Raw genomic sequence first — 25,250 nt, forward strand, 5'->3', positions numbered from 1 at the left:
CGGCCGGGTCACCGCCACCCGTAGGGCAGCACGATGTCCACGAGCGGGCGGGCCGGCGGCAGTTCCCGGACGCGCCGCCAGCCCGCTCCGGCCGGCCGGAAGCCACGCGTGGACAGCCACTCCGCCAGCCCGCGGACGGCGTCGCCGTCCTCCTCGGGGCGCACGCCCACCGCCATGACGGCCGGGCCGCCCGGGAGGCCGGACGCGACGACCTCCGCGCCGTCCTCGATCGGCTCGCTCACCAGGTAGCCGACCTCCACCTGGGCGCTGTCCGCACTGCCCAGGCGCCGGACGTACGGCGGGCCGATCACCGACACCTGCCGCCGTTGCAGTTCGTCGCCGAGACGCCGCAGCGTCCCCGGTAGACCTGTCCCGGCCGCCGCCGTGCGGATCACCGCCGTGGGCCCGGCCTCCAGGTCGATGGCACGCAGCTGGTACCCCGTCGCGGATCCGTGCCGCGGAGCTTCGAGCACCACGATGTCCTCCCAAGTCTCATGTCCGCGGGCCGGTGCCGGCCCGCTGCTCGCGTCCGCGGACCCGGCTCGCGACCCACTCAGCGCGCCGCCGCGGCGCGCCCGGCCGTGCGGCGCCCCCACCCGCGGGCCTCCCGGCCGCCGGGCCCCGAGCGCGCCTTGACGTACGCCCGGAGCACCAGCAGCGCGGCCACGGCCACGACCTGCCCACCAAGAATGATCTTGTTGAGGTCCACCGCGGGGCGCCAGCGGACCTTGCCGTCGCTGAGGACGAACACGCCGAGCGGCTTCGCCGTCAGCCCGAAGCCACCGCCCGAGCCGCCGGCGTCCTCGTGGTCCGGGGTGGGTTCGACGCCGCCGCCGGCGCCGCCACCCCCGCCGATCTTCGCAACCGGCACCACGGTCAGCCCGTCCTGGTGGACCGGGGCGCCGAACACCCGGCCGACGCTCACCCGCTCCACCGCCTCCCGGATGGTCCGCAGCGTCGCGACCTCGTCCAGCAGTGCCTGATTCATGATCACACCTCCTGATCCGGTGCGCCGCCCGGCGCACGTGTCGGGCACGTTCGGCCGGTCCGGTGGCCGGCCGCGCGACCGGGACGCCGGTGGGCCTGGACGTCTCACGATCTCAACCGACGGGCGCCGAGGTCACACCGTCCGTAGTGATGATGGTCCGGGTGACCGGCCACGACCCGGGCGCCCACTGGGAGGCCCGGGTCGTGGCGGAACGGATGTGGTGGGTGTCAGGCCGACACCAGGCCGTCGTCGCGGGTCTTCCCGTCCGGCTCGGGGACCGCGAAGCCCTTGCTCGCGGGGGTGGCGGCGGCGTGGACGAGACCGGCGGCGCCGAGCAGGAGCAGCAGTCCGGCGGCGAAGTAGGCGACGAGCGCGGCCTGGCCGGCCTTCACCCCGAACTCGCTGAAGCCGTACGAGGTCAGCAGCAGCCCGCGCAGCGTCTCGCCCTTGAACACGGTCTCGCGGGCCGCGGTGACGTCGGTCAGCTGCTTCTGCAGGTCCGCGGCGGCCGGGTCGTCCTTCGGCAGCGCGGCGATCTGCGCCCGCAGGTCGGTCTGGACGTCACCGATCTGGGCGTACGTCTTGCCCCCCGCGATCGACTTGAGGTGCAGGCCGATGAACTCGTTCGCGTAGCACTCCGCCTGCTTGCCCGTGGTCAGCCGCTGACCGGCGTACTCGACCAGGCAGGCGGACTCCTTCTCCTCCGCCGTCAGGGTCGCCGCCGGTTTGAACGTGATCTGCTGCTGACCGAGCTGGTCCTTGACGTAGTCGTTGGCGAAGTTCGCGTTGCTGGTCAGCACGAAGCCCGCGACCAGCAGCAGCCCGGCCAGGACGACGAGGCCCAGGCCGACGAGGAAGTCGAGCGTCTTGCGCTTCATGGCGTGCCCTCCAGGGCTTGGTCGGTGCGTCGATGTGACGGCATCAGCCTCTGGCACCGCACCGATCGGCCACAGAGGACAATCACCCGCGTCGACGGGACCTACGTCCCGCCGCGCCACGGGACTTCCGGCGGCACCGGCCCGTGAGGGCGCTTCAGTGCCGGACGGCCGGTCGGCACGGGACTTTCGGCCTGCCGGCGCGGGCCGCGTCCGGGTGACAATGAGCCCATGATTCGGGTTTATCTGCTCGACGACCACGAAGTCGTCCGGTTCGGCCTCCGGGAGATGCTGGAGCGCGAGGGGGACATCGAGGTGGTCGGCGAGTCCGGGTCCGCCGTCGACGCCACGCACCGCATCCCGGCGCTGCGTCCCGACGTCGCCGTGCTCGACGGGCGCCTGCCCGACGGCAGCGGCATCGACGTGTGCCGCGACGTCCGCTCCGTCGACCCGTCGATCAAGGCACTCATCCTGACCTCGTACGACGACGACGAAGCGCTCTTCGCCGCGATCATGGCCGGCGCGTCCGGGTACGTGCTGAAGCAGATCCACGGCACCGACCTCATCGACGGCATCCGCCGGGTCGCCGCCGGCCAGTCGCTGCTGGACCCGGCCGTCACCGCACGGGTGCTGGAGCGCATCCGCAACGGCCCCGCGCAGCCGGACGAGCTCAAGGGCCTCACCGAGCAGGAGCGCAAGATCCTGACGCACGTGGCGGAAGGCCTGACGAACCGGGAGATCGCCGAGCGGATGTTCCTCGCGGAGAAGACCGTGAAGAACTACGTCTCCAGCCTGCTGTCGAAGCTCGGGCTGGAGCGGCGCACCCAGGCGGCCGTCCTCGCCTCGCGCCTGCTCGGCAAGCCCTGACGCCGGCCCGCCACGCCCGGTGGGCCGCACCGCTCATGAGCGGTGCTCACGACAGGTGCGCGGCGTCGAGGGCGGCCTGCAGCGACGTCTTGTAACCCTCGCTGGTGACGGTGGCGCCGGAGACGGTGTCGATGTCGGCGCTCTGGGCGGCGATGGTCTCCTGGACCAGGACCGGCAGGGCGCGGGCGTTGATCTGCCGGTCCTTGCCGTTGCTGTTCGGGTACACGGGCACCGACACTGCGGTGATCCTCCCGTCGGCGACGGTGATGCTCACCTGCACGTCGCCCCACCGGGTCGGGGCCACCGAGCCCCGATAGGTCGTCCCGGCGGCCGCGACCGTGCCGCCGTCGCCGGCATCGGCACCGCTGCCGCCCGCCGTGCCGGTTGCCGGTCCGGCGGCCGGTCCGGCGGCCGGTCCGGCGGCCGTGGACTGCGTACCACCGGCGGCGCCGAGGCTCGTGCGGTAGCTGAACAGGAGCACGACGGCGGCGACCGTGGACAGCAGCCAGAGGGTGATGCGACGCAACGGAGAGCTCCCTACCAGGCGAACTGTTCGGTGTGGATGAGGCCGGCACCGGCGGACCGAGCCGCGTCGCGGGCCGCGTCGGTCCAGGCGTCGGGGCCGCACACGTACACGTGCGCACCGGCGATCCGTGGCGCGTGGTGCCGCAGCGCCGCGACGTCACCGGCCCCGGCGATCGCGGCCGGCAGCCAGGACCGGCGCTCGGCGCGGGGGCCGAGGAGGTACACGATCCGGACCCCGCGGTGCCGGGCCAGCCAGTCGAGCTCGGCGCGGAAGGCGACCTCCGCCTCGTTGCGGGCGCGGTAGACGAGGGTGGCCTGGCCGGGCGCGTAGGGCAGCTCGCCGAGCAGGGCCAGCAGCGGGGTGACGCCGATGCCGCAGGCCAGCATGACGACTGGGCCGCCGGTGTACCCCTCACCGGTGAGCCGGCCGTACGGCCCTTCGATGAGCGCCCGGGTGCCCGGCCGCAGCCCGGCGACGCGGGCGCTGCCGTCGCCGAGGTCCTTGACGGTGATGCGCAGCACGCCGGTGTGCGGGGTCGCCGACAGCGAGAACGGGTGCGCGCGGGACCAGCCCGGCCCGTCCAGGAACCGCCACTGGAAGAACTGCCCGGCCCGCACCGGGAGCCGGTCCAGGTCCCGCCCGCGCAGGTACACCGAGGTAAGGCCGGCCCCCTCCGGGACGACCCGGTCGACGACGAGCCGGTGCCGCCAGTTGCGCCAGGCCGGCAGGACGAGGCGGTAGACCACCACGGCGCCGGCCGACGCCGCGTACAGGGTCCACCAGTAGGCCCGCGACCACGGCGAACCCACGAAGTCGGTGCCGGTCCAGATCTGGTGCGGCAGCGCGAGGCCGGCACCGAGGTAGGCGTACAGGTGCAGCAGGTGCCACGACTCGTACCGCAGCCGGCGCCGCGCCACCCGCATCGACGTCGCCACGACGAGCACGAGCAGCAGCGTGCCCGCGGCGGCCAGCAGCATCCCGGGATAGTCGGCGACGAGGTCCCACAGCTCGGCCGGCACGTTCACGCGGGCGGCGCCGGCGTAGCCGACGGTGATGAGCACGACGTGCGCGAGCATCAGGTGAAACGAGCTGAACCCGGTCCAGCGGTGCCAGCGGGCCAGCCGGTCCTGCCCGAACGACCGCTCCACGGCCGGCACCCGGGCCATGAGCAGCACCTGCAGCAACAGCAGATCCGAGGCGAGCAGCCCGGTCAACCGGCCGAGCGGGTCCGGCCACGACTGCGCCGTGGCCCGCACCCCGCCGCCCGCGACCCACAGGGCCGTGACCACGAGCAGGCTCCCCCACGCGACGGCCCCGCCGGCGTCCACCCACCAGCGCGGGGTGACGCGCACGGCACGCGTCGGCGCAGTGAGGGTCGTCGTCATATCCGCAACCATCGGCCACGAACCTGTGAACACCACCCGACAACGCTAATAATCTCCTAAGAGCGCGGCGGGGTTTACGATGTGCGGGTGGCGTTCGGCCGCCGGTCGTCGGGAGTCCGCGATGCACATCGCCTTCACGCACGGATCCGGTCCAGTAATGGCGACCATCTCCGGCGAGCTCGACGTGGCCAGCGCCCCGCAGCTGCGGCGGACGCTGGACACCTGCGTCGATGACGGCGCGACCGCATTCGTCCTCGACCTGACCGACGTGACCGTCCTGGACTCGACCGCACTCGGCGTGTTCGTCAGCGTGTTCAAGCGACTGCCGCCCGGCGGCGGGCGCCTGACCCTGGTCACGCCGCACGAGCAGCTGCTGCGGATCTTCCGGCTGACCGCCCTGGACCGGATCTTCACCATCGTCGCGGAGCTGCGCGACACCGCCGGTCCGAGCCTGTCCGGCGCCTGAACGACGGGCCTCGGCCGCACGGCCCGGCCCGTCAGGGCGCCCGCGAGCCGCGGGCGCGCTCCTGGGCCACGACCGCGTCCACGTCGGGCAGGCGGTCCAGGCCGCGCAACGGCTGGGCCATGCGCGGGTTGCCGGTCAGGGACGCGCGGGTGCGGTGCAGCAGCGCCCAGTAGCCGGCGGTGTAGGGGCAGGCGTCCGGGCCGAGCCGGTGCCGTGGCCGGTACCGGCAGTCGTGGCAGTAGTCGCTCATCCGGTCGAGGTACGCGCCGCCCGCCGCGTACGGCTTGGTGGTCATCGCGCCGCCGTCGGCGTACTGGCTCATGCCGATCACGTTGGCGGTCATCACCCAGGCGTAGCCGTCGACGAAGCACCGGTGGAACCAGTCGGCGACCGCGGCGGGGCGCCAGCCGCGCTGCAGCGCGTAGTTGCCCAGCACCATGAGCCGCGGGATGTGATGGACCCAGGCCCGGTCGCGGACCCCGGCGAGCACGTCGGCGAGGCACCGGGCCTGGACGGCGTCGGCGTCGAGCTCGGCGAACCAGCGCGGCAGGGGCCTGCTCGCCCGCAACGCGTTCGACGCCGGGTAGTCAGCGTCGCGGTACCAGTACAGGTGCCAGACGTAGTCGCGCCAGCCGATGACCTGCCGGGTGAAGCCCTCGACGCTGGCGGCGGGCGCCTGCCCGGACCGGTACGCCTGCTCGGCGGCGTCCACGACCTCCATCGGGTCGAGCAGCCCGAGGTTGAGCGACGACGACAGGGTGCTGTGCGCCATCCACGGGTCGCCGGCGAGCATCGCGTCCTCGTGCGGGCCGAAGTCCGCCAGCCGGTGCTCGATGAAGTGCCGCAGCCGGTCCAGGGCCTCGGCGCGGGTGGCCGGGAAGAGCCGCGGGCCGTCGCGCCCGACGAACCGCACGCCCTCGGCCTGCCACGCGTCGAGGTCGCGGCGCACCTGTGCGTCGATGTCGTCCTCGACCGGCATCGGCGGCGCCGGTACGGGCAGCGCAAGCTGTCCCTTCGGGGCCGGCTGCCGGTTGTCGGTGTCGTAGTTCCATCGGCCGCCGATCGGCTCGTCGCCGTCCATCAGCACGCCGAGCCGGGTCCTGGCGCCCCGGTAGAAGTCCTCCATGCGCAGCGTGCGCCGCCCGTCCGCCCACGCCACGAACTCGTCCGGCCGGGTCGTGAACCCGCGCGGCGGCAGGACCTCGATCCGCGGGTGGCGGCGCAGCAGCTCGCGGGCCGGGCGGGACGTCGGGTGGCACACGTCGAGCCGGTCGCGGGTGGCCCGCAGCGCCTCACCGTACGTCTCGGCCTGCACGAATCTCGCCTGCCCGGCGAGCTCGGCCGCCCGGTGGCGCAGCGCGGACAGCACCAGGTGCGCCTTCTGCCGGTGGAAGGCGCGGCGGCGGAACACGGATCTCGCCTCGACGAGCAGCACCCGCTGGCGGGCGTCGTCGAGGAAGTGCGGCCCGAGCTGGTCGCCGAACAGCCACCGGCGGCGCATGGCACCGGCCATGAGCCCTCCCGAGGTGTGCCATATTGCGTCGATTTGTGCGTCGATCCTAGTGTACGGCGCCGCGGGCGGGCCGGACGCGGTTTCCTGCCGTCCCTACAGGGCGGGGGCACCGAGCGGCGGGACGCATGCCGCGGACGGCGGGAGCGGCATCCGCAGCGCCGTGCCGAAGGCGGCCTCCGACGGCGACGGGCAGGCACAGTGCACGCCACGCATGATCAGCGTCGTGCTGCTCGATCGCTGCGGGGTCGGGCTGCCCAGCCGGTAGCCGAGGATCTCGGCGGTGCCGGGGTCGAGGTACACGTCGATCGGGTCGCCGCCGCCGTCGGAGAACCGGAACCCGGACACGACCCCGCCGCCCCGGCCGCGCAGCTGCCCGAGCGGCGTGATGCCGGGCAGCATGGCGAGGACCCGGACGACGGCGGCGCGGCGGGCGAGGTCGAGGGTGCCGGCACCGGCCAGGTCGAGCAGGACGGCGACGACGCCCGTCGAACCGCTGCCGGGCGACGCGACCGCGGTGACGGCCTCGGCGAGCCGGTACGGGTCGGCCGGCACCGGACCGGCGAGGGGGCCGCGCGGTTCGCCCGCCGTCGACGGCGCCGGGCCGGCCCGCCGGATCGACGTCGTCCTGACGGCAGGACGGCCCGGGGTCCGGTCCCAGCGGACCAGGCGCACGCAGCCGGCCGCCCCGGGGTGCCGGTCGGCCGCCGCGGGCCGGGCGTGCCGGGCGATGTCGACCAGCGTTCCCTGCGGTGTGACACCGGCCGGCGCCGACGGCGTCGCGGCACGTCCGGCGGCGCCACCCCGGGCGGCGACGACACGCAACGGTCCGAGCAGCGCGGCGACGGCAACCGCCGCGGCCGCGATCCGGGCCGCCGTCCTCACCTCGCTCATGCTCCCCAGTCGATGTCGGCGACCCCTCGGCCGTCGCCGGTGGATACGACTCTCGCCGTACGGCACCGTCCGCCGCACCGGTTGCACGACTCATCTACGCGAATTGCTAGATCTGGCCGTGGAGGCGCGTTCGCCGTTCCATGCGGCCGCGAAGGGTGAGATCTGGGTGGGACCGGTCGATGCCACCCGCCTCCGGACCGGGACGGTGGTGAACTGCTGGCGGAGGTGAACCATGACCGACGCCCGTGCGCAGCGCCCGCGCGGCAGCCGTGCCGGTGACATCGAAGATGCCCATCCGGGGACTGTCCGGCACCGGGATGGCATGCGTGCCACGCACGGTCCGCTGGGGACGCTGCGGGCGGAACCGTCGGTGCGGCACTCCCGTGGCGACAGGCCGCGGGGGTGCCGCCACACGGCCCGGCCGCACTCCGGGACCGTCCGGGCATGATCTACGTCATCGGATCCGGTCCGGCCGGCACGGCAGCGGCGGTCGCCCTGACCCGTCAGGGCCTTCCCGTGACGGTGCTGGACGCGGGACTGACGCTGGAGCCGGATCGCGCGGCGACCGTCGCGGCGATGGCCGCCCTCCGCCCGGCGCAGTGGGCGGCCGACGACGTGACGGCGGTCAAGGCCAACATGGGCGCCGGAGCGCACGGCGTCCCGCTCAAGGTCAGTTTCGGCTCCGACTTCCCGTACCGGGAGGCCGACCGGCACCTCCCGGTGCGTGCCACGGACGTCGGCGTGGTGCCGTCATTCGGCCGGGGCGGGTTCGGCAACGTGTGGGGCGCGGCGGTGCTGCCCTACCTTCCCGCGGAGCTGGAGTCCTGGCCGACCGGACCCGGCGGGCTGGGCCCGTACTACGAGCAGGTCCTGTCGTTCGTCGGCCTGTCCGGCGCCGACGACGACCTCGCGGAACGGTTCCCGACCTACGCCCCCCAGCTCGAGTCGCTGCCGGTGAGCCGCCAGGCGGAGGCGCTGCTGCGGGACCTGCGCTCCAACCGCGACGCGCTGCACGGGCAGGGGTTCGTGTTCGGCCGGGCCCGCCTCGCCGTCGCCAGCCGCAACGCCGGCGGGCGCCCGTGCCAGCGGTGCGGCCTGTGCATGTTCGGCTGCCCGTACGGGCTGATCTACAACCCGGCGCGCACCCTGCAGGAGCTCGTCGCGGAACGCAAGGTCACCTACGTGCCCGGGGTGGTCGTCACGAGGTTCACCGAGCGCGGCGGCGAGGTGCACATCGAAGGGCGCGACCGCCGGACCGGCGAGGCGGTGCACCACGTCGCCTCCCGGCTCTACGTCGCCGCCGGCGTGCTGAGCACCACCAAGCTCTACCTCGAGTCGATCTGCGCGTACGACCGGGAGGTCGTCGTCCGGGACAGCCAGTACTTCCTCCTGCCCATGCTGCGCTACTCGGGCGTCCGCGGCGTGTTCGACGAGCCGTTGCACACGCTGTCCCAGGCCTTCCTCGAGGTGTTCGACCCGGAGCTCTCGGCCAACAGCGTGCACCTGCAGATCTACACCTACAACGAGCTCTACCGGCGGGCGATCTCCGCCGCCCTGCGCGCGGCGCGTCCGGCGTTCCGGCCGATCTCGGCGGCGTTCCTGCGCCGGATGCTGCTGATCCAGGGCTACCTCCATTCGGACGTGTCCGGCGAGATCGGCCTGACGCTGCGCCCCGACGGCGTGCTCGATCTGCGGGGACGGCGCGGCCCGCACACCCGCGGTGTGCTCAAGCGGCTCGTCGCGAAGCTGCACCGCAACCGGTCCCTGCTCAGGGCGGTGCCGCTGGGCCCGGCGATGAAGCTCGGCGAGCCGGGGCGGGGCTTCCACTGCGGGGGCACCCTGCCGATGCGCCGGCGGCCCGCCGAGTTCGAGACCGACCCGCTGGGCCGACCGGCCGGCCTCGAGCGCGTGCACCTCGTCGACTCCAGCGTGTTCCCCACCATCACCGCCAGCACGATCACGCTGACGGTCATGGCCAACGCGTACCGCATCGGCGCCGATCAGGAGGCGCTGCGGTGACCGCGACGGTCGCGGTCACCGGCGCCTCGGGTTACCTCGGCTCGCGGCTCTGCCGGACACTGACCGGCATCGGCCGGGTCGCCCGCATGGGTCGCACGGTCCCGTCCGCCCGGTTCACGTTCGGCAGCGGCCCGGACACCGGCTTCTTCCGCCGGCACGACGTCACCGCGCTGGTGCACTGCGCCTGGGACTTCACCCTGCACCGGCGCGCCGATCTGCTGGCACACAACGTGGACGGCTCGATCCGGCTGATGGAACAGGCCCGCGCCGAGGGCGTGCGGACCATCGTGTTCATCTCCACCATCAGCGCGTTCCCCGGCTGCCGCAGCGACTACGGCCGGGCCAAGCTCGCCGTCGAGGCGGCGGCGCACCGGATGGAAGCCCTGGTGGTGCGGCCGGGCCTGATCTTCGGCGACCGGCCGGGCGGCGTGGTGGGCGCCCTCGACGCCATGGTGCGTGCGCTACCGGTCGTCCCGCTGATCGGCGGCGGCCGGCAGGTGCTCTACCCGGCGCACGAGGACGACGTCGGCGCTCTGATCCGCCGCCTCGTGGTCCGGCCCGCCCTCGTCGTGCCGGGCGCGCCGGTGACCGCCGCGCACGAGCGCGGCCGGACCCTGCGGGAGATCCTGCTCGAGCTCGCGGCCCGGCACGGCCGCACCGTCGGTGTGGTGCCGGTCCCGTGGCGGTCGGTCTGGCTGCCGCTCAAGACCGCCGAGCTGCTCGGCGTCCGCGTGCCGTTCCGCAGCGACAGCGTCGTGAGCGTGCTCAACCAGAACCCGTCCCCCGACTTCTCGCCGACCCGCTCCATCGGCGTCCCGTTCCGCGAATTCATCCGTACTACAGCGGGGAAGACCTGTCATGTCCAATAGTGCCGCCATCGAGGTGAGCGTGGTCCTGCCCTGCCTCAACGAGGCGGAGACCATCGAGACGTGCGTCCGGAAGGCGCTGCAAGGACTGGCCACGCTCGGCGTCGCCGGTGAGGTGATCGTCTCGGACAACGGCTCGACCGACGGCTCGCCCGCCATCGCCGGCGCGGCCGGCGCGACCGTCGTCCACGCCCCGGTCCGCGGCTACGGCGGCGCGCTCCTGCACGGCATCGAGGCCGCCAACGGCCGGTACGTCATCATGGGCGACGCCGACGACTCCTACGACCTGGCCAACCTCGGGCCCTTCCTCGCCCACCTGCGCAGCGGCCGGGACGTCGTCATGGGCAACCGCTTCAAGGGCGGCATCACCGCCGGCGCCATGCCGGCGCTGCACCGCTACCTCGGCAACCCCCTGCTGTCCTGGCTCGGCCGGGCGCTGTTCACGCTGCCCGGCGTCGGCGACTTCCACTGCGGCCTGCGCGGCTTCAACCGCGAGCGGATCCGCGAGCTGGGGCTCTGCATGGCGGGCATGGAGTTCGCCAGTGAGCTGGTCATCCGGGCCGCGCTGGCGAAGTACTCGATCAGCGAGGTCCCCACCACCCTGCAGCGGGACGGCCGTAGCCGACCGCCGCACCTGCGGACCTGGCGCGACGGCTGGCGGCACCTGCGGTTCCTGCTGGTGTTCGCCCCGAAACGCACGCTCCTCGTCCCCGGCCTGGTCATCGCGCTGGCCGGACTGCTCGGCACCGCCTGCCTGCTCCCCGGGGAGCGGCACGCCTTCGGCGTCTCCTTCGACGTCAGCGCCCTCGTCTACTGCTCCCTGGCCGTCCTCGTCGGGACGCAGCTGGTGCTGTTCGGCGGCTTCGCGCGGCTGTACGGCATCCAGGAGGGCATCACCCACGAGGACAAACACGTGCGGTGGACGCGCTGGCTGAACTTCGAACGGTGCGTCCTGGGCGGCGTGCTCTTCGGCCTCGCCGGCCTGGTCGGCACCGTGGTCGAGGTCACCGACTGGGGCACCGCCGGCTTCGGCGCCCTGGACCCCCGGGAGACCCTGCGCGTGGTGCTGCCGTCGGCGACGGCGATCGCGTTGGGCATCATCCTGATCTTCTCCGGCCTGTTCGCCAGCCTGCTGTCGCTGCGGCCGACCGGGCGCACCGCGGCCGGACACCCGGCAGCGGCCGAGGCCGAGGCCGAGTCGGAGATCCCGGCGCAACGCCAGGTCACCGAGGCACCCCGGACCTTCCAGGCCTGAACCGGCATCGGATGACACTCACCTGGATCCGGGAGCACCGCCTGCTCGCCGGACTTCTCGCGGCCGGCGTGCTGCTGCGGATCGGCATGATGGTCGCCTACTACCCGGCGTTCGGCTACTTCTACGACACCCGGGGATACCTGGACGCGGCGAGCTCCGGCACGCCGAGCCCGATCTGGCCGTTCGGATATCCGGCGATGCTCAAGGTGCTCGGCGCGCTGACCGGGCACATCGCCTCGGTCGCCGTGCTCCAGCACGTCATGGGCCTCGCCATGGGGGTCGCGGTCTACGCGCTGTGCACCAGGCGGGGCGTGCGGCGGACCTGGTCCGCGCTCGCGGCGGCGCCGGTGCTCCTCGACGCGCGCCAGATCCAGCTCGAGCACTACGTGCTGTCCGAGACGTTGTTCTCGTTCCTCGTGCTCGCCGGCGTCATGCTGCTGATGTGGTCCCCGCAGCCCCCGCTGTGGCTGGCCGGGCTCAGCGGCCTGGCCTTCGCGCTGGCCAGCCTCACCCGCACCGTCGGTCAGCCGCTGGCCTTGCTGGTGGTGCTGTACCTGGTCGTGCGGCGGGCCGGATGGCGGCGCGTCGCGTTGTTCACGGTGACGATGGCCGTCCCCGTCGCCGCCTACATGGGGTGGTACCACCGGCATTACGACACCTACGCGTTGAACAGCTACACCGGCCGGTACCTGTGGCAGCGCACCACGACGTTCGTCGACTGCACCCGGACGGACTTCACGGCACGGGAGCGGGAGATCTGCCCGCCGGAGCCGCTCGGGCAGCGCGAGGTCAGCGACGTGTACCTCTGGGGCCTGGACCGCGACCACATCGGCCAGCGCTACCCGGGCCCGCAGAACGACGACCTCTTCCGGGGCTTCGCGCTGAAGGCGATCCGCGGTCAGCCGGGCGACCTCGTCACGGCGGTCGCCACCGACGCGTGGCACCTCGTGCAGCCCGGCTGGCAGGCGCCGGTCCGGATCGGCTGCACCACGGACCTGTGGACCATGCCGTCCGGCGGGCGGTCCGGCAACGAGCTGAGCGAATGCACGGCGACGCTCATGGTCACCGGCTTCAGGCCGGCGGGCGCAGGCGACGCCGCACCCACGGTCACGCCGCTGAACAGTGCGATGTGGGCCTACGGGCAGACCTTCGTGACGCCGCCGTCCGCCCTGGTCGCGCTGGCCCTGTTCGCCCTGGCCGCGGCGGCGTGGCGGCGCGGCCAGGGCAAACGGGGCCGGCGGTCCGGCCGCCGGGAGTCCGCCGACAGCGTGCTGCTGGCCGGCATGAGCCTGTCCGTCCTGCTGCTGGGCGTCACGCTGTCGGTCATCGACCTGCGCTTCACGGTGCCGCTGCTGGTGATGGCACCCCTGGCGGCGGCGCTGGCGGCACATCGGGTCACCCAGCCGGCCGCCGTGCCGGCCGTCGACCCGCCCTCCGCACGACCCCGGCCCGGCCGGGCCGGCGCGGGCGCCGTCCAGGTGGGGAAGGACCATCGCCCGACGCGCCGGGCGCACACCGCGGACGTCGAGGCCGCACCCGGCACGGCCACCGACCCGCCGCGGGCCCGGGTGATCCCCGCGCCCCGCAGGTGACGGGCCGCGGCGGCGAGATGCTCCGATCGCTCACCCCGGGCGGAGGGCACGCCGGCGTACGTTGGGTGGTAGGCCTACGAGACGTGCGGGAGAGCCCAACTGGGTGACAGTTGAGCTGAGAGGCTGGACGACCGGGTCGGAAGGCCGAGAGGCCGAGAGGCTGAACGACCGGACGGCCGGATGGCGATCCCCACCACCTGATCCAGGCAATGCTGGCGAAGGGAAACCGCCTCGTAGGTCTCGTCGTGGCCCCTCCGGCGCACGGCTCCCGGTGCCGGAGGGTGCGCCGGAGCTGCGCCAGGAGGGGAAGATGATCAGCCGAAACCGCGTCTTCGCCGACCGAGCCGATGCGGGCCGGCAGCTCGCCGGCAAGCTGTCCCAGCTGCGCGGGAAGAACGTCGTGGTGCTGGGCCTGCCGCGGGGCGGGGTGCCGGTGGCCTATCAGGTGGCCGAGGCGCTCCGGGCCCCGCTCGACGTGATCGTCGTGCGCAAGCTCGGCGCGCCGGCGCAACCTGAGCTCGGGATGGGCGCGATCGGCGAGGACGGCGTCCGTATCCTCAACCAGCGCGTGATCCGCCACGTCGGCGTCTCCCCCGACGACCTGGCGGCGGTCGAAGGCGTCGAGCGGACGGCGCTGGCCGGCCGTGCCCGGCTGCTGCGCGGCGAACGCCCGGCGCAGCAGCTCGACGGGCGCACCGCGGTCATCGTCGACGACGGCATCGCCACCGGCTCCACCGCCAGGGCCGCGTGCCAGGTGGCCCGTGCCCGTGGCGCGGCCCGCACCGTCCTCGCCGTCCCCGTCGTGCCGGCCGGCCTCATCGAGCCGCTGGAGGGTGCGGCCGACGAGGTCGTCTGCGTGAAGGACCCGCGATCGCTGTCGTCGGTCGGCGAGTGGTACGCCGACTTCACCCCCACCTCGGACGACGAGGTCCGCGGGCTGCTCGACCAGGCCGCCGCCCGTCCGGACGTCGCCGAGCCGCCGGCCACCACCCGGCCGGGCGGTGGGTCCCACGCCCTCGACGAGAAGATCGTGATCCGCGCCGGGAACATGACGTCCACCGGACGCCTGAGCGTGCCGCCGGACGCGACCGGGCTGGTGCTGTTCGCGCACGGCAGCGGCAGCAGCCGCCGCAGCCCGCGCAACCAGTACGTGGCGCTCATCCTCAACCAGGCCGGCCTCGGCACCCTGCTCTTCGACCTGCTCACCCCGGACGAGGCGGCGAGCAGGGCCAACGTGTTCGACATCGAACTGATCGCCGAGCGGCTCGCCGGCGCCACCGCCTGGGCACACGACCAGCCGTGGAGCCGGGACCTGCACATCGGCTGGTTCGGCGCCAGCACCGGCGCGGCGGCGGCGCTGTGGGCGGCGAGCGAGCCGCACGCCGGCGTCGCCGCGATCGTCTCCCGCGGCGGGCGCCCGGACCTCGCCGGGCCGCGGCTGCCGGCCGTCGCCGCGCCCACGATGCTCATCGTCGGCGCGATGGACACGCAGGTGCTGGCCCTCAACCGGGCCGCACAGCGCGAGCTGCGCTGCCCCAACGAGCTCGTCGTGGTGCCGGGCGCCACGCACCTGTTCGAAGAGTCCGGCACCCTGACCGAGGCCGCCCACCATGCCCGCGACTGGTTCACCACCCACCTGCGCCACACCGTCCACGCGGGCCCGCACAGAGCCTGACAGGACCGGGGTCCCTCGCTGCGGATGAGGGGCCGGCGTGGCCGGCGGTGCACCGTTGACGGGACGTGGCGGAACGGCGAGGGAGTGCCCATGCAACGCTACCCGGACATCAGCGACCACGGGCTGATCGGCGACCTGCAGACCGCCGCACTGGTCAGCGGCGACGGGGTCGTGGACTGGTGGTGCTGCCCGCGCTTCGACTCCCCGAGCGTGTTCGCCTCACTGCTGGACGCCGAGCGGGGCGGGTCCTTCCGCATCGCGCCCGAGAGCGGTGACTACGTCAGCCGGCAGCTGTACCTGCCGGACACCGGCATGCTGATCACCCGCTTCATGACCGATGAGGGTGTCGGTGAGGTCGTCGACTTCATGCCGATCGCCGGCCCGGTCGCCACCGACCGGCATCGTCTGGTCCGGATGCTGCGCACGGTCCGCGGCACGATGCGCTTCGCCATCGACCTGCGGCCCCGGTTCGACTACGGCCGGCGGCCCCACAAGCTCGACCTGTCCACCGAGGGGGCCGTGTTCACCTCCGACGACATCGAACTGACCGTGCACCCGGTCGGCATCGCCGAGCACGACAGCGACGTCGAGCGCCACGGCGACGACCTGCGGGTCACCCGTACCCTGCGGCAGGGCGAGACGGCGGGCGTCGTCCTGGAGTCCATGGGCGGCAATCCCAGCCGGCTCCCCGTCGCCGAACTGCAGCGGCTGGGCGAGGACACCGCTCAATACTGGCGCGACTGGGTCAACGCCTCCACGTACCGCGGGCGGTGGCGCGAGATGGTCGCCCGCTCCGCGATCACCCTCAAGCTGCTGACGTACGCGCCGACCGGGGCGCCCGTCGCGGCGCCGACCGCCGGACTGCCCGAGCAGACCGGCGGCGAACGCAACTGGGACTACCGCTACACCTGGATCCGCGACGGCTCGTTCTCGGTCCACGCGCTGCTCGGCCTGGGCTACACCGAGGAGGCCGCCGCGTTCGGCCGGTGGCTGCGCAACCGCACCATCGAGAGCCCGGACACCGGATCACCCTTGAAGATCATGTACCGGGTCGACGGGACCTCGGACCTCGGCGAGGAGACCCTCGAGCACCTGGAGGGATGGCGCGGCTCCCGGCCGGTGCGCATCGGCAACAACGCCGCCGACCAGCTGCAGCTCGACGTCTACGGCGAGGCGCTGGACGCGCTGCACCGCGCCGACACCCAGAGTCACGGGATCGGCCACGAGGGCTGGACGGGCGTCGCCCGGATCATGGACTGGCTCTGCGACAACTGGGACCAGGCCGACGAAGGCATCTGGGAGACCCGCGGCGGGCGCAAGAACTTCACCTACGGCCGCTTCCAGTGCTGGGTGGCGCTGGACCGGGCGATCCGCATCGCCGCCCGCCGCGGCCGGCCCGCCGACATCGTCCGATGGACGGCCGAACGCGACGCCATCTACAACCAGGTCATGAGCCAGGGCTGGAACCCGCGCACCGCCGCCTTCACCCAGTTCTACGGCTCCGACGTCCTCGACGCCGCGCTGCTGCTCATGCCGCAGCTCGGGTTCGTCGCGCCGGACGACCCGAGGTGGCTGTCCACGCTGGACGCCATCGACCGCGACCTCGTCTCGGACAGCCTCGTGTACCGCTACGACCCCACCGCGTCCCCCGACGGCCTGCGCGGCCACGAAGGCACGTTCTCCCTGTGCACCTTCTGGTACGTCGACGCGCTCGCCCGCGCCGGACGGCTCAACCAGGCGCGGCTCGTCTTCGACAAGATGCAGACCTACGCCAACCCGCTCGGGCTCTTCGCCGAGGAGATCGGGCTCACCGGCGAGCAACTCGGCAACTTCCCGCAGGCGTTCAGCCATCTGTCGCTGATCAACGCCGCGATCAACCTCGACCGCCAGCTCGACAACGGTGTTTCCGCCGCTGGGAAATAGGATCCCCGACGGTCGGCGACCGCCGGCCACGATCCCGATTCCGGAAAGGGAAATCGTCGCCCTTGACAGCGACCGTCGGCCGCAGCACGCTACGGTTAGGAGCGGGCGAGAACAGACGGGTTGAATGCTTCTGAAAGAAGTCGGGATGCTGGACAGTCCTATTATCGTGCGTCACAACGTCGACCTGGCAACGATCGACATCGTTGCGTTCGGACCCTGGGCCTGGAAGTTGCGGACCGATCTCATGACCGCAATTCGAAAAGCGATTGTCCAGCAGCCCCGCGCGATCCTGATCGATTTGGCCGGCCTCGTCGGCGCCGAAAGCACAATTGCCTCGGCGGTCCTGCTCGCCGAGGCACAGAGCGCCGCCCGGAATCCTCCGGTCCCGCTGGTCATCGTGGTCAACGAGTTGCAGCAGGTGCGTCTGCAATCGACGGGCGTGGCGACGCGGATCCCGGTGCACGTGAAATCGGCGGTATCGGCACCACCGTCGACCGGGACCACACCCGCACTGCAGCACGCCCGGCTCCGGCTGCAGCCGACCGTGCTCGCCGCGGTCGACGCCCGCAATTTCGTCGGCGACACGTGCAGCGACTGGGCACTGCCCGGCCGGCTGCACCCGGCCCGGTTGATCGTCTCCGAACTCGCCACGAACGCGGTCGAGCACGCCCAGACGCCGTTCACCGTGATCCTGACCCTCCGCGGCCCGGCCTTCATGCACATGGCGGTCGAGGACGGCTCGCCCCAGCTGCCCCGGCTCCGCACCCGGTCCGACAGCCGCACCACGCCGCTGGCGCTGCGCGGCAACGGCCTGCGCCTCGTCGCCGCCGCGGCCACCGCCTGGGGCAGCAGCCGCACCACGAACGGCAAGGTCGTCTGGGCCACCCTCCACGATCTGCGGCGGTGACGACGACGCCGGCCCGGCCGGTTCCCGCGGGCGATCGCGGGTAGCGCGGGCGGGTGAACGGCGTCGGCTTCCTGATGGTCGTCATCGGTTCGGTGGCCGTGACCGCGGTGGCCAACCGGCGCGGCTGGCCGGGGCCGCTGGTGGTCGTGTCCGTCGCGGCGGCCGTGTCGTTGCTGCCCGGCCTGCCGCGCATGGAGCTGCCGCCGCAGCTGATCCTGGCCGTGGTCCTGCCACCCTTGCTGTACTCCGCGGCACTGGAGCTGTCGTTCGTGAGCTTCCGCCGCGACCTGCTGCCCATCGCCGCGCTCGGGGTCGGCCTCGTCGTGTTCTCCGCCATGGTGGTCGGCTACGTCTCCTTCACGGTGATCCCGGCGCTGGCCGCCGGGGGCGCGTTCGTCCTCGGCGCGGTCCTCGCCCCGTCCGACGCGGTCGCCGCGGTGGCGCTGGGCCGCCGGTCCGGGCTGCCGAGCCGGGTGATCACGATCCTGACCGGGGAGAGCCTGGTCAACGACGCGGTCGCGCTCGTCGCGTTCCAGCTCGCGGTCTCCGCGTATGCCGGCTACCGGCCGTTCGTCCAGCAACCGGTGCTGCTGGCGGCCTACAGCGCGACGGTCGGTGTCGGCATCGGGCTCGCCATGGCGGTCGTCGTGCACTGGATCCGGCCGCGGCTGCACGATCCGGCGCTGGAGACCGTGTTCGGCGCGGTGGTGCCGTTCGTCGCGTACCTCACCGCGGACGAGCTGCACGCCTCGGGTGTCCTCGCGGTGGTCGCCGCCGGGTTCTGGATCGGCCACCACAGCGCCGACGCCGCGTTCGCCACCCGTCTGCAGAGCCGGCAGGTGTGGCGCACCGTCGACCTCATCCTGGAGGCGTTCGTCTTCGCCTACATGGGCCTGCAGGTCCGCGTCATCCTGACCGACGCGACCAGCGAGGGGGTCGGACCGGCCGGGCTGGTGGCAAGCATCGCGGTCGTGTTCCTGGCCGTGGTCCTGGCCCGTCCGGTGTGGATCGTCACGATGAGGGTGATCACCCGGCGGCGCCTGCGGTGGCGGGCGGTGGCGGTGCTGTCGTGGTCCGGGATGCGTGGCGTGGTGACCCTGGCCGCCGCCGCCGCGGTGCCCGCGGTCACCGTCACCGGCGCGCCGACCCCGAACCGCAACCTGATCCAGGCGATCGCGCTGTCCGTCGCGGTCCTGACCATCCTGCTGCAGGGGGCCACGTTGCCGATGCTGGTCCGGGTCCTGCGCCTCAGCGACGCCGCGGAGCGCCGCCGGGCCGACGCCGACGTGGTCCACGCGCTGCGCGTCGCACGCCGCGCGGCGCACGAGGTCACCGCCCGCGCGGCCGCGTCCGGTGACGACATCGAGGCGGCGGCGGTGGCGCTGATCGAGCGGCGGATGGCCCATGTGCTGACCGCGACCCCGCACTGCCTGGCCGGCCTGTACGGCACGGTGGGCAAGGCCGCGCAGCCCGCGCACGAGCTGGTGCAGCAGATCCTCGCCAACCAGCGCAGGGCCCTGATCCGCGAACGGGACCAGGGCAGGCTCGACGACGAGGTGCTGCGCGCCGTGCTGCAACAGCTGGACTACGAGGAGGCGGCGGCCAGCACGGATCTGCGGACCCGGCTGTGAGCGTGTCGCTCCCCGCCGGTCAGGCCGGGACGGCGGAGTCGCTGGTCAGGCCGGGACGGCGGAGTCGACGCCGGCCGGCGTCGCCCTGCCCGCCGCACGACCGGGCCGCACGCCAGGTGCCGCCTCTCCGGTGCGGTCCTGCGGCGCGGTGCTGTCCGGCAGCGGGATGGTGCCACGCAGTGCGGTGCCGTGCCCCGCCGGGCTGAGGAGCCGGCAGCTGCCGCCGAGGGCGGCGATCCTGTCGCTCAGACCGCGCAGCCCCGACCCGGCGCTCGGATCGGCGCCGCCGACGCCGTCGTCCTCGACACAGAGCTGCAGCGTGCGGTCATCGGATATGACGAGGATGCGGATGTACGAGGCCCTGGCGTGCTTGACGGCGTTGGTGACGGCTTCGGCGATGATGTAGTAGGCGTTCGTCTCGATGCTCGCCGGCAGCCGCCCCTGGAGCCGGATGTCCAGTTCGGCCGGCACCGACGAGCGACGGGCCAGCGTCCGCAACGCGGCGCCGAGCCCGCGTTCGGTCAGGATCGCGGGGTGGATGCCGTGCGAGAGCTCCCGCAGCTCGTCCAGCGCGCAGGCCAGGTCGGCGCTCGTCGTGGCCAGCCCGGCGGCCACCCCGGACAGGCCGGTGGCCGCCTGCTTCTCGATCCGGCGGAGGTCGAGCAGCAACGCGAGAAGGCGTTGCTGCGTGCCGTCGTGGAGGTCCCGCTCGATTCTGCGGCGCGTCTCGTCGCCGACGGCGGCGATCCGGGCACTGGCGGCCGCCAGGTCGGAGCGGGCCTGCAGGTTCGCCACCGCCACGCCGGCGAGGTCGGTGAAGTCGGCGGTCCGGGCGACGTCCTCGGCCCGCAGCTGTTCCCTGTCCCGGGCCAGGACGACCAGGGCGCCCCACGTGATGCCCTGCACCACGATCGGCGCCCCCACCGAGGTCGTGATGCGGTGCTCGGTCAGGAACGGGTCGCTCAGCGGCTTGCCGTCGCCGACGACGGCAAGCCACGGCCGCTGCTCGGTGTAGACGTGCATGGCGGCACCGTGCGGGTGCAGGACGGTCCGGGTGCCGATCGCCGCGGGGAGGTCCTCCCTGCCCCACGCCGCGACGACGGTGGCGAGGCCGTCCGGCTCGAAGCGCAGGAGCATCGTCGCCTCCGTCCGCAGCAGCCGTCCGACCTCCTCGGCGATCGCGGCGAACACCGAGTCCGGTGGCGTACCACAGGCGACCAGCGTGGCGATCCGCCGCAGGGCACTCTGCTCGGACACCAGCCGGCCGAGCCGACGATGCTGATCCTCCAGCGACCCGGCCATGGCGTTGAAGGACCGTTGCAGGACGCCGACCTCGCCGGGTCCGTCCTCGGGCATGCGCGCCGACAGCGTGCGGTTGGCCAGTTCGCCGGCGGTGCCGGCAGCGGCGCGGACCGGACGGACGATCCGGCGGTTCATGAACACGGCGAAGCCCACCACGATGGCGATCGCGGCGGTGAGCCCGGTCACCGCCGCGATCCTTGCCCAGACGATGTCGGTGCGCGCGGCGGCCTCCTGCCGGGCCTCCTCGCTGGACTGCGCGGTGCTGAACTGTGCGAATCCCGCGTGGATCGCGTCGAGACGATTCTGGCTGTCGACCAGGCGCGCGCCGTCGGGTCCCGCCCCTCCCGCGAGATAGGCGCGCATCGACGGCGCCGAGTCCTGGCTCAGATAGGTGGCGATCTGTCCGTTCAGCTGCTGGACGAGCACCCGCATCGGCGGGTTTCCGGAGACGGCGACGGCGAGCTGCGCGGCCTGCTGAGGGATCGCGGCACGGGCCTGCTCCCACGACTGCACGAATCGCTGGTCGCGGCTGATGACGAAGCCACGTTCACTGCTCTCGACCGTCAGCAGCGACCCCTCCAGCCGCCCGGCATCGGAAAGCGCCTGCTGCGCGTTGCGGGCGGACCGGGCGCTGCCGTCCAGATTCGCGGTCATGCTCATCATGACGACCAGCACCGCGACCAGGGTCACGGTGAACGCCAGGCACGTGACGATCACCTGATGGGTGAGGCCGGCGCCGGAGAACGCCGTGCGTGCGGGTCGCCACGCCAACCTCGAGCCGGGGGCGTTCAATGCGAATCTCCACTTGGCGTATCGCCAGGCCGGCCGACGCACCTGGAAGCCGGCAGCGGGGTGCTCCCCCGTTCACCTGGCGTTCCATTCGAGCATAACGCCGCAGCTCCGGCCGCATTCGCGTGTTCGCGGCCGGCGGGACGGCCGTCGGCGGTGCGCGTCTACGGCGCACGCTGGCGGCGCACGTCGGCGGCGCGCACCGGCGGCGCTCGAGGAAAGCCTTGCCGACGACGGGTCACCGGTGCCTACGGTGGTTTCAGCGGCCTGCGTCCACCACGGGGAAGGGGCCGGCGATGTCCAGCAGGTTCCGGCGCTGCACCTGGTCCACCGGCACCTTGCTGGTCGGGTTCGCCGCCGGGTTTCTCGGGACGTTGCTGGACGGCATCGTCATGATCGTGGCGCGTCGCGGGGTCCGCGCGGCAGATGCACGGAGGTCATGATGATCACTGAGCACAGCGTCGTCGTCGGTGTCGACGGTTCCCCGCCCAGCCTGGACGCGGTCGCCTGGGCCGCCGTGGACGCGGAGCGGCGCAGCCGGGCGCTGCACATCCTCTACGCGTTCGTCTGGCCACCCGTCTACACGACACTCGCCACACCGGTGCCGTCCCCGTACGAGCTGGGGTTCGAGGCCACCGCCGAGCGGGTCGTCGCCGGCGCCGCCGACCGGGCGCGGCGGGCGGCACCGGCGGTCGAGGTCACGACCGGCACGCAGGTCGAGTCGGCCGCGGCGGCGCTCGTCCGCGCGGCCGAGCACGCCTGCGAGGTCGTGGTCGGCAACCGCGGCCACAGCGGCTTCGCCGGGCTGCTCCTGGGCTCGGTCGGCGTCCAGCTGGCCGCGCACGCCTCATGTCCGGTCGTGGTCGTGCGGCACACGGACCAGCCGGCCGGCCCGGAGGTGGACCGGATCGTGATCGGCATCGACGGCTCGCACAACGCCGACGCCGCGCTGCGCTTCGCCTTCGAGCAGGCGTCGTTGACCGGGACCGGCCTGACCGCGGTGCTGGTGCACCGGTGGCCGGGGTCCGCTCGGCACACCGACGACCTGCTGCCGCTGACGTACGGTGCCGGCACCCTGCTCGAGGACGAGCGGCGCATTCTGTCCAGGTCGGTCGCCGGGTGGCGGGAGCGGTATCCGTACGTGGACGTCCGCACGGAGACGGTCCGCGGCCGGGCATCGGATGTGCTCGTCGACCTGTCCGCCGGAGCGCGGCTGCTCGTGGTCGGCTCCCGCGGCCGGGGCGGCTTCTCGGGACTGCTGCTGGGCTCCGTGTCACAGGCCGCCATCCAGCATGCGGCGTGCCCGGTCGCCGTCATCCGCCATTCGACGAAGCTGGATGCCTGAACGGCGGCACTGTACAGGGCCGGTCCGACAGCTGCCGTGCTGCGGGGGGCGATGACTCCGGCGGATGCCATCTGCGGAAGGGCCGGCCCTGCTTCCACGCAACCACCATGCGATGCCGGAGTCGTCGGTCCGACGGTTCGTTGCCCTACGACGATCGGACATGGCCCCCTCCCCGAAGCGCCGACCCTGTTCGAGGGTTCACACCCCGGCCAGGAGCCGTGAGCTCAGGCGGTCCGGGCCGAGACGCCGACGGTGGTGATCCCGGGCGTGGTCCGCACGAGCGCCTCGGCGACCGCCAGTTCCGTGTCGTCGTCGAAGCGGCCGTCGACGGCGGCGCTCCCGCCGTGCACGGCGACCTGCCAGCGCCGCTGACCGCCGGCGTAGGCGTCGAGGCGGCGCTGCGCCTCCCCCTGTGCTGCGTCGTCGGTCGGCAGCAGGGTCCGCAGCACGTCGCAGCGGCTGACCACGCCGATGACGTGCTCTCCGGCGACGACCGGCACGGTGTGGGCGGCACGCCGCACCATGACGGCGGCGATGTCGGCGAGGTCGGCGTCCGGCCAGGCCGTCACCGGCAGGCCGGACATCACGTCGCGGACGCGCTGCGGCACCCCACCGGTGGCCATCTGGCGTAACACGTCACGTTCGCTGATCATCCCGATCAGGGTGTCGTCGTCGCCGACGACCGGCACCGCCGTGAACGAATACCGCTCCAGCAGCAGCACCGCGTCCCCGACGGGCGCGTCGGCGCGCACCGTGCGGGCCGGGGTGCTCATGATGTCCTTGGCATGCATCGCTCCTCCTCAGGGTGTGGACCCCGGTCAGCCACGGTGTGGCAGACCGGCGTCGTCCAGAGCGGCCCGGGCCGGCGTGGCCGCGCGCCGCTGAGCCGGGGTCTCGGCCTGGTCCAGCAACAGGACAGCCGTCCGGGTCGTCGACGTCATCGCACCTCACTTCCCGGACCCGCGGGTGATTGCCTCACCTTCATCGTCCCCATGCCGCCGGCGCTCGTTCAGGGACTTTGGTCCGCCCGTTCCCGGCACACGTCCGGGCACTCCCCGCCGCACGGCCGGCCGCCCGGTCAGCGGATGCACGGCAGCTGTTCGCCGGCGAGCGCATCACCACCCCGGCCGATCCCGACCGCTTCCCGTCCTTCGATGATCCCGCGGTGGGCGGGTCACGGTTCATGGCGGCGGCACCGGCTTCTCCCCGCCGTCCGCGCGGCCTGGTCCGGCCAGGCCCGATGCGGCCACATCCCGTTGCGGTACCGCAACGGTTGCGGTTGTCACGGCAGCCGATATTGTCGGTTTTCGCACATGAAATCCGAGGTGAACCGTGGCATTGTCGGTCGAGGTCCACACCGGCCCCGATGCGCAGGTGGTGATCACCCTGCGTGGCGAGCTCGACCAGAATGTCGTGACGCAGTTACGTGCCGCGGTCACCGCGGTGCTGGCCGCCCATCCGTCGCACCTGTGCGTCGACCTGGGGCAGGTGACCTTCACCGACTCCGCCGGCCTCGGCGCGCTGGTCTCGGCCGACAAGCGTTGCCGTCAGGCCGGCTGCCACCTCGTCCTGGGCGGGATCAGCGAGACGCTGCACCAGCGCCTGCACATCACCGGCCTGACCGAGGTGCTCAGGCTTGGCGAGGCACCGCAATGAGCGGGTCCCCGCTCGCGGCCCGGCGGCGCGCTGCGGGTCATGTCACGCCGGCGCCTTCGTCGCCGGTCTGCAGTTCGCGGCGGATCGCCGCGACGAGGCCGGGCAGCGCGGCGCGGACGGGATCGCTCAGGTCGGCGCCGAAGCTCGTGCCGGCGGCTTCGACACCGTAGACGATCATCCACTCCGGCGACCGGCCGAGCTGCCGGCTCAGCGCGACCGCCTCTCCGAGGTCGGCGCGGTGGGTGCCGGCCTCCTGGAGCCCGACGCGAGGGTCGGGCACGACGAGGCGGTGGATCCGGCCCGGCCGGGCCGGTTCGGCGTGGATGGCGTCGACCACGATGGCGAGTCGCCGCCGGTCCCACATCGCGATCAGCGCCGCGGTCTCGCCGTCGCTCTCCGCGAGGGTCACGCCGGGGCACCCCTGCTCGCGCAGTTCGCGCACGACCGCGGGCCCGATTCCGTCGTCCTGCCGGGACGGGTTGCCGATGCCGATGACGACGGCGGGCCTCATGTCCGCCGCCCCGGCCCGCTCCACCGTGCGGTCGAGGAAGTGCTTCCACACCGCCGGGGTCGGCACGCTCATCACAGCCCCCTGGTGTTCAGCAGGCATCTGCCCGGTCGTAGCGGGTGACGGCGCATCGCATGTCGCGCTCCAGGGACGGAGCCTCCCCGGCGGCGCGCACCGCAAACGTCGCCGGCCGGGCGAGATTCCGCGGCACCCCGGTGGCGCCCGCTATCCGTCGATGACGTCCCCGCCGGGGTCACGGTCGAGCGCCCGC

The 25,250-nt window shown here is 73.3% G+C and carries 23 protein-coding genes and 1 pseudogene; 13 read left to right on the top strand and 11 right to left on the bottom strand.

Annotated features, from left to right (window positions below; all coding sequences use genetic code 11):
• Nucleotides 1-8: 8 nt before the first annotated feature.
• From ACZ6TV_RS44800 to ACZ6TV_RS44810, 3 genes are all read right to left on the bottom strand, one after another.
• Nucleotides 9-476, bottom strand: coding sequence for a GyrI-like domain-containing protein (locus ACZ6TV_RS44800; protein WP_465305825.1), 468 nt, complete (start codon nt 474-476; stop codon nt 9-11).
• Between the two features lie 77 nt (nt 477-553).
• Nucleotides 554-988, bottom strand: coding sequence for a spore germination protein GerW family protein (locus ACZ6TV_RS44805; RefSeq protein WP_465305827.1), 435 nt, complete (start codon nt 986-988; stop codon nt 554-556).
• Between the two features lie 227 nt (nt 989-1,215).
• Complete coding sequence (locus ACZ6TV_RS44810; protein ID WP_465305829.1) at nt 1,216-1,866, bottom strand: hypothetical protein; 651 nt, start codon at nt 1,864-1,866, stop codon at nt 1,216-1,218.
• A 228-nt stretch (nt 1,867-2,094) separates the two neighbouring features.
• On the opposite strand from ACZ6TV_RS44810, the gene ACZ6TV_RS44815 reads away from it, so the two are divergent.
• Nucleotides 2,095-2,730: a response regulator gene (locus tag ACZ6TV_RS44815; protein ID WP_465305831.1), complete on the top strand. Its 636-nt coding sequence runs from the start codon at nt 2,095-2,097 to the stop codon at nt 2,728-2,730.
• A gap of 46 nt (nt 2,731-2,776) precedes the next feature.
• Here the strand turns inward: ACZ6TV_RS44815 and ACZ6TV_RS44820 are convergent, their stop codons facing one another.
• Nucleotides 2,777-3,256 carry an FMN-binding protein gene (locus ACZ6TV_RS44820; RefSeq protein WP_465305833.1) on the bottom strand — a complete coding sequence of 160 codons (480 nt, stop codon included), beginning with the start codon at nt 3,254-3,256 and terminating at the stop codon, nt 2,777-2,779.
• An 11-nt stretch (nt 3,257-3,267) separates the two neighbouring features.
• Nucleotides 3,268-4,641, bottom strand: a complete 1,374-nt coding sequence (locus ACZ6TV_RS44825; protein ID WP_465305835.1) for a ferredoxin reductase family protein — start codon at nt 4,639-4,641, stop codon at nt 3,268-3,270.
• 121 nt (nt 4,642-4,762) lie between these two features.
• Here ACZ6TV_RS44825 and ACZ6TV_RS44830 point away from each other — a divergent pair, with 121 nt between their 5' ends.
• Nucleotides 4,763-5,107: an STAS domain-containing protein gene (locus tag ACZ6TV_RS44830; protein ID WP_465305837.1), complete on the top strand. Its 345-nt coding sequence runs from the start codon at nt 4,763-4,765 to the stop codon at nt 5,105-5,107.
• A 31-nt stretch (nt 5,108-5,138) separates the two neighbouring features.
• On the opposite strand, the gene ACZ6TV_RS44835 is transcribed toward ACZ6TV_RS44830, so the two are convergent.
• Together ACZ6TV_RS44835 and ACZ6TV_RS44840 are read right to left on the bottom strand one after the other, a co-directional pair.
• Complete coding sequence (locus ACZ6TV_RS44835; protein WP_465305839.1) at nt 5,139-6,620, bottom strand: cryptochrome/photolyase family protein; 1,482 nt, start codon at nt 6,618-6,620, stop codon at nt 5,139-5,141.
• Nucleotides 6,621-6,713: 93 nt separating this feature from the next.
• The gene (locus ACZ6TV_RS44840; RefSeq protein ID WP_465305841.1) at nt 6,714-7,511 is read right to left on the bottom strand and encodes a hypothetical protein; all 798 of its coding nucleotides are present in this window, start codon (nt 7,509-7,511) and stop codon (nt 6,714-6,716) included.
• Nucleotides 7,512-7,955: 444 nt separating this feature from the next.
• On the opposite strand from ACZ6TV_RS44840, the gene ACZ6TV_RS44845 reads away from it, so the two are divergent.
• The 9 genes and pseudogenes from ACZ6TV_RS44845 (at nt 7,956) to ACZ6TV_RS44885 (ending at nt 19,379) form a co-directional block, all read left to right on the top strand.
• Nucleotides 7,956-9,530, top strand: a complete 1,575-nt coding sequence (locus ACZ6TV_RS44845; protein WP_465305843.1) for a GMC oxidoreductase — start codon at nt 7,956-7,958, stop codon at nt 9,528-9,530.
• Nucleotides 9,527-10,399 carry an NAD-dependent epimerase/dehydratase family protein gene (locus tag ACZ6TV_RS44850; RefSeq protein WP_465305845.1) on the top strand — a complete coding sequence of 291 codons (873 nt, stop codon included), beginning with the start codon at nt 9,527-9,529 and terminating at the stop codon, nt 10,397-10,399. Before ACZ6TV_RS44845 ends, ACZ6TV_RS44850 begins: the two co-directional genes overlap by 4 nt.
• Nucleotides 10,389-11,651 (top strand): glycosyltransferase family 2 protein, encoded by a 1,263-nt coding sequence (locus tag ACZ6TV_RS44855; protein ID WP_465305847.1) that lies wholly within the window; start codon nt 10,389-10,391, stop codon nt 11,649-11,651. The genes ACZ6TV_RS44850 and ACZ6TV_RS44855 overlap by 11 nt, the downstream gene beginning before the upstream one ends.
• An 11-nt stretch (nt 11,652-11,662) precedes the next feature.
• On the top strand, nt 11,663-13,243 hold the full coding sequence (locus ACZ6TV_RS44860) for a hypothetical protein (RefSeq protein ID WP_465305849.1): 1,581 nt from the start codon (nt 11,663-11,665) through the stop codon (nt 13,241-13,243).
• Between the two features lie 310 nt (nt 13,244-13,553).
• Nucleotides 13,554-14,198, top strand: a pseudogene (locus ACZ6TV_RS44865) (phosphoribosyltransferase); the annotation flags it as partial.
• A 93-nt stretch (nt 14,199-14,291) separates the two neighbouring features.
• Nucleotides 14,292-14,918 (top strand): dienelactone hydrolase family protein, encoded by a 627-nt coding sequence (locus ACZ6TV_RS44870; protein WP_465305971.1) that lies wholly within the window; start codon nt 14,292-14,294, stop codon nt 14,916-14,918.
• A gap of 90 nt (nt 14,919-15,008) precedes the next feature.
• Nucleotides 15,009-16,841, top strand: a complete 1,833-nt coding sequence (locus ACZ6TV_RS44875; RefSeq protein WP_465305851.1) for a glycoside hydrolase family 15 protein — start codon at nt 15,009-15,011, stop codon at nt 16,839-16,841.
• A 145-nt stretch (nt 16,842-16,986) separates the two neighbouring features.
• A complete protein-coding gene (locus tag ACZ6TV_RS44880) occupies nt 16,987-17,748 on the top strand; it encodes an ATP-binding protein (RefSeq protein ID WP_465305853.1) in 762 nt (253 codons plus the stop codon).
• A 53-nt stretch (nt 17,749-17,801) separates the two neighbouring features.
• Nucleotides 17,802-19,379 (top strand): cation:proton antiporter, encoded by a 1,578-nt coding sequence (locus ACZ6TV_RS44885; RefSeq protein ID WP_465305855.1) that lies wholly within the window; start codon nt 17,802-17,804, stop codon nt 19,377-19,379.
• Between the two features lie 45 nt (nt 19,380-19,424).
• Here ACZ6TV_RS44885 and ACZ6TV_RS44890 read toward each other — a convergent pair whose 3' ends face one another.
• Complete coding sequence (locus ACZ6TV_RS44890) at nt 19,425-21,473, bottom strand: CHASE3 domain-containing protein (protein ID WP_465305857.1); 2,049 nt, start codon at nt 21,471-21,473, stop codon at nt 19,425-19,427.
• A gap of 256 nt (nt 21,474-21,729) precedes the next feature.
• Nucleotides 21,730-21,858, bottom strand: coding sequence for a hypothetical protein (locus ACZ6TV_RS44895; protein ID WP_465305859.1), 129 nt, complete (start codon nt 21,856-21,858; stop codon nt 21,730-21,732).
• A 54-nt stretch (nt 21,859-21,912) separates the two neighbouring features.
• Here ACZ6TV_RS44895 and ACZ6TV_RS44900 point away from each other — a divergent pair, with 54 nt between their 5' ends.
• On the top strand, nt 21,913-22,815 hold the full coding sequence (locus ACZ6TV_RS44900; protein ID WP_465305861.1) for a universal stress protein: 903 nt from the start codon (nt 21,913-21,915) through the stop codon (nt 22,813-22,815).
• Nucleotides 22,816-23,039: 224 nt separating this feature from the next.
• Here ACZ6TV_RS44900 and ACZ6TV_RS44905 read toward each other — a convergent pair whose 3' ends face one another.
• The gene (locus ACZ6TV_RS44905; protein WP_465305863.1) at nt 23,040-23,606 is read right to left on the bottom strand and encodes a CBS domain-containing protein; all 567 of its coding nucleotides are present in this window, start codon (nt 23,604-23,606) and stop codon (nt 23,040-23,042) included.
• A 541-nt stretch (nt 23,607-24,147) separates the two neighbouring features.
• Between ACZ6TV_RS44905 and ACZ6TV_RS44910 the strand changes: the two genes are divergently transcribed.
• Nucleotides 24,148-24,471, top strand: a complete 324-nt coding sequence (locus ACZ6TV_RS44910; RefSeq protein WP_465305865.1) for an STAS domain-containing protein — start codon at nt 24,148-24,150, stop codon at nt 24,469-24,471.
• 37 nt (nt 24,472-24,508) lie between these two features.
• On the opposite strand, the gene ACZ6TV_RS44915 is transcribed toward ACZ6TV_RS44910, so the two are convergent.
• Nucleotides 24,509-25,054, bottom strand: a complete 546-nt coding sequence (locus tag ACZ6TV_RS44915) for a hydrogenase maturation protease (RefSeq protein WP_465305867.1) — start codon at nt 25,052-25,054, stop codon at nt 24,509-24,511.
• Nucleotides 25,055-25,250: the final 196 nt, after the last annotated feature.

This window comes from Dactylosporangium sp. NPDC051087, from assembly GCF_055586325.1.

What these genes read in the sequence shown, in the direction of transcription:
- ACZ6TV_RS44855 (WP_465305847.1), top strand. Translation starts at nt 10,389, where the DNA reads ATGTCCAATAGTGCCGCCATCGAGGTGAGCGTGGTCCTGCCCTGCCTC.
- ACZ6TV_RS44915 (WP_465305867.1), bottom strand. Translation starts at nt 25,054, where the DNA reads ATGAGCGTGCCGACCCCGGCGGTGTGGAAGCACTTCCTCGACCGCACG.
- ACZ6TV_RS44900 (WP_465305861.1), top strand. Translation starts at nt 21,913, where the DNA reads ATGATCACTGAGCACAGCGTCGTCGTCGGTGTCGACGGTTCCCCGCCC.
- ACZ6TV_RS44895 (WP_465305859.1), bottom strand. Translation starts at nt 21,858, where the DNA reads ATGCCGTCCAGCAACGTCCCGAGAAACCCGGCGGCGAACCCGACCAGC.
- ACZ6TV_RS44905 (WP_465305863.1), bottom strand. Translation starts at nt 23,606, where the DNA reads ATGCATGCCAAGGACATCATGAGCACCCCGGCCCGCACGGTGCGCGCC.
- ACZ6TV_RS44840 (WP_465305841.1), bottom strand. Translation starts at nt 7,511, where the DNA reads ATGAGCGAGGTGAGGACGGCGGCCCGGATCGCGGCCGCGGCGGTTGCC.
- ACZ6TV_RS44875 (WP_465305851.1), top strand. Translation starts at nt 15,009, where the DNA reads ATGCAACGCTACCCGGACATCAGCGACCACGGGCTGATCGGCGACCTG.
- ACZ6TV_RS44825 (WP_465305835.1), bottom strand. Translation starts at nt 4,641, where the DNA reads ATGACGACGACCCTCACTGCGCCGACGCGTGCCGTGCGCGTCACCCCG.
- ACZ6TV_RS44870 (WP_465305971.1), top strand. Translation starts at nt 14,292, where the DNA reads ATGACGTCCACCGGACGCCTGAGCGTGCCGCCGGACGCGACCGGGCTG.
- ACZ6TV_RS44835 (WP_465305839.1), bottom strand. Translation starts at nt 6,620, where the DNA reads ATGGCCGGTGCCATGCGCCGCCGGTGGCTGTTCGGCGACCAGCTCGGG.
- ACZ6TV_RS44810 (WP_465305829.1), bottom strand. Translation starts at nt 1,866, where the DNA reads ATGAAGCGCAAGACGCTCGACTTCCTCGTCGGCCTGGGCCTCGTCGTC.
- ACZ6TV_RS44880 (WP_465305853.1), top strand. Translation starts at nt 16,987, where the DNA reads ATGCTGGACAGTCCTATTATCGTGCGTCACAACGTCGACCTGGCAACG.
- ACZ6TV_RS44830 (WP_465305837.1), top strand. Translation starts at nt 4,763, where the DNA reads ATGCACATCGCCTTCACGCACGGATCCGGTCCAGTAATGGCGACCATC.
- ACZ6TV_RS44845 (WP_465305843.1), top strand. Translation starts at nt 7,956, where the DNA reads ATGATCTACGTCATCGGATCCGGTCCGGCCGGCACGGCAGCGGCGGTC.
- ACZ6TV_RS44860 (WP_465305849.1), top strand. Translation starts at nt 11,663, where the DNA reads ATGACACTCACCTGGATCCGGGAGCACCGCCTGCTCGCCGGACTTCTC.
- ACZ6TV_RS44815 (WP_465305831.1), top strand. Translation starts at nt 2,095, where the DNA reads ATGATTCGGGTTTATCTGCTCGACGACCACGAAGTCGTCCGGTTCGGC.
- ACZ6TV_RS44805 (WP_465305827.1), bottom strand. Translation starts at nt 988, where the DNA reads ATGAATCAGGCACTGCTGGACGAGGTCGCGACGCTGCGGACCATCCGG.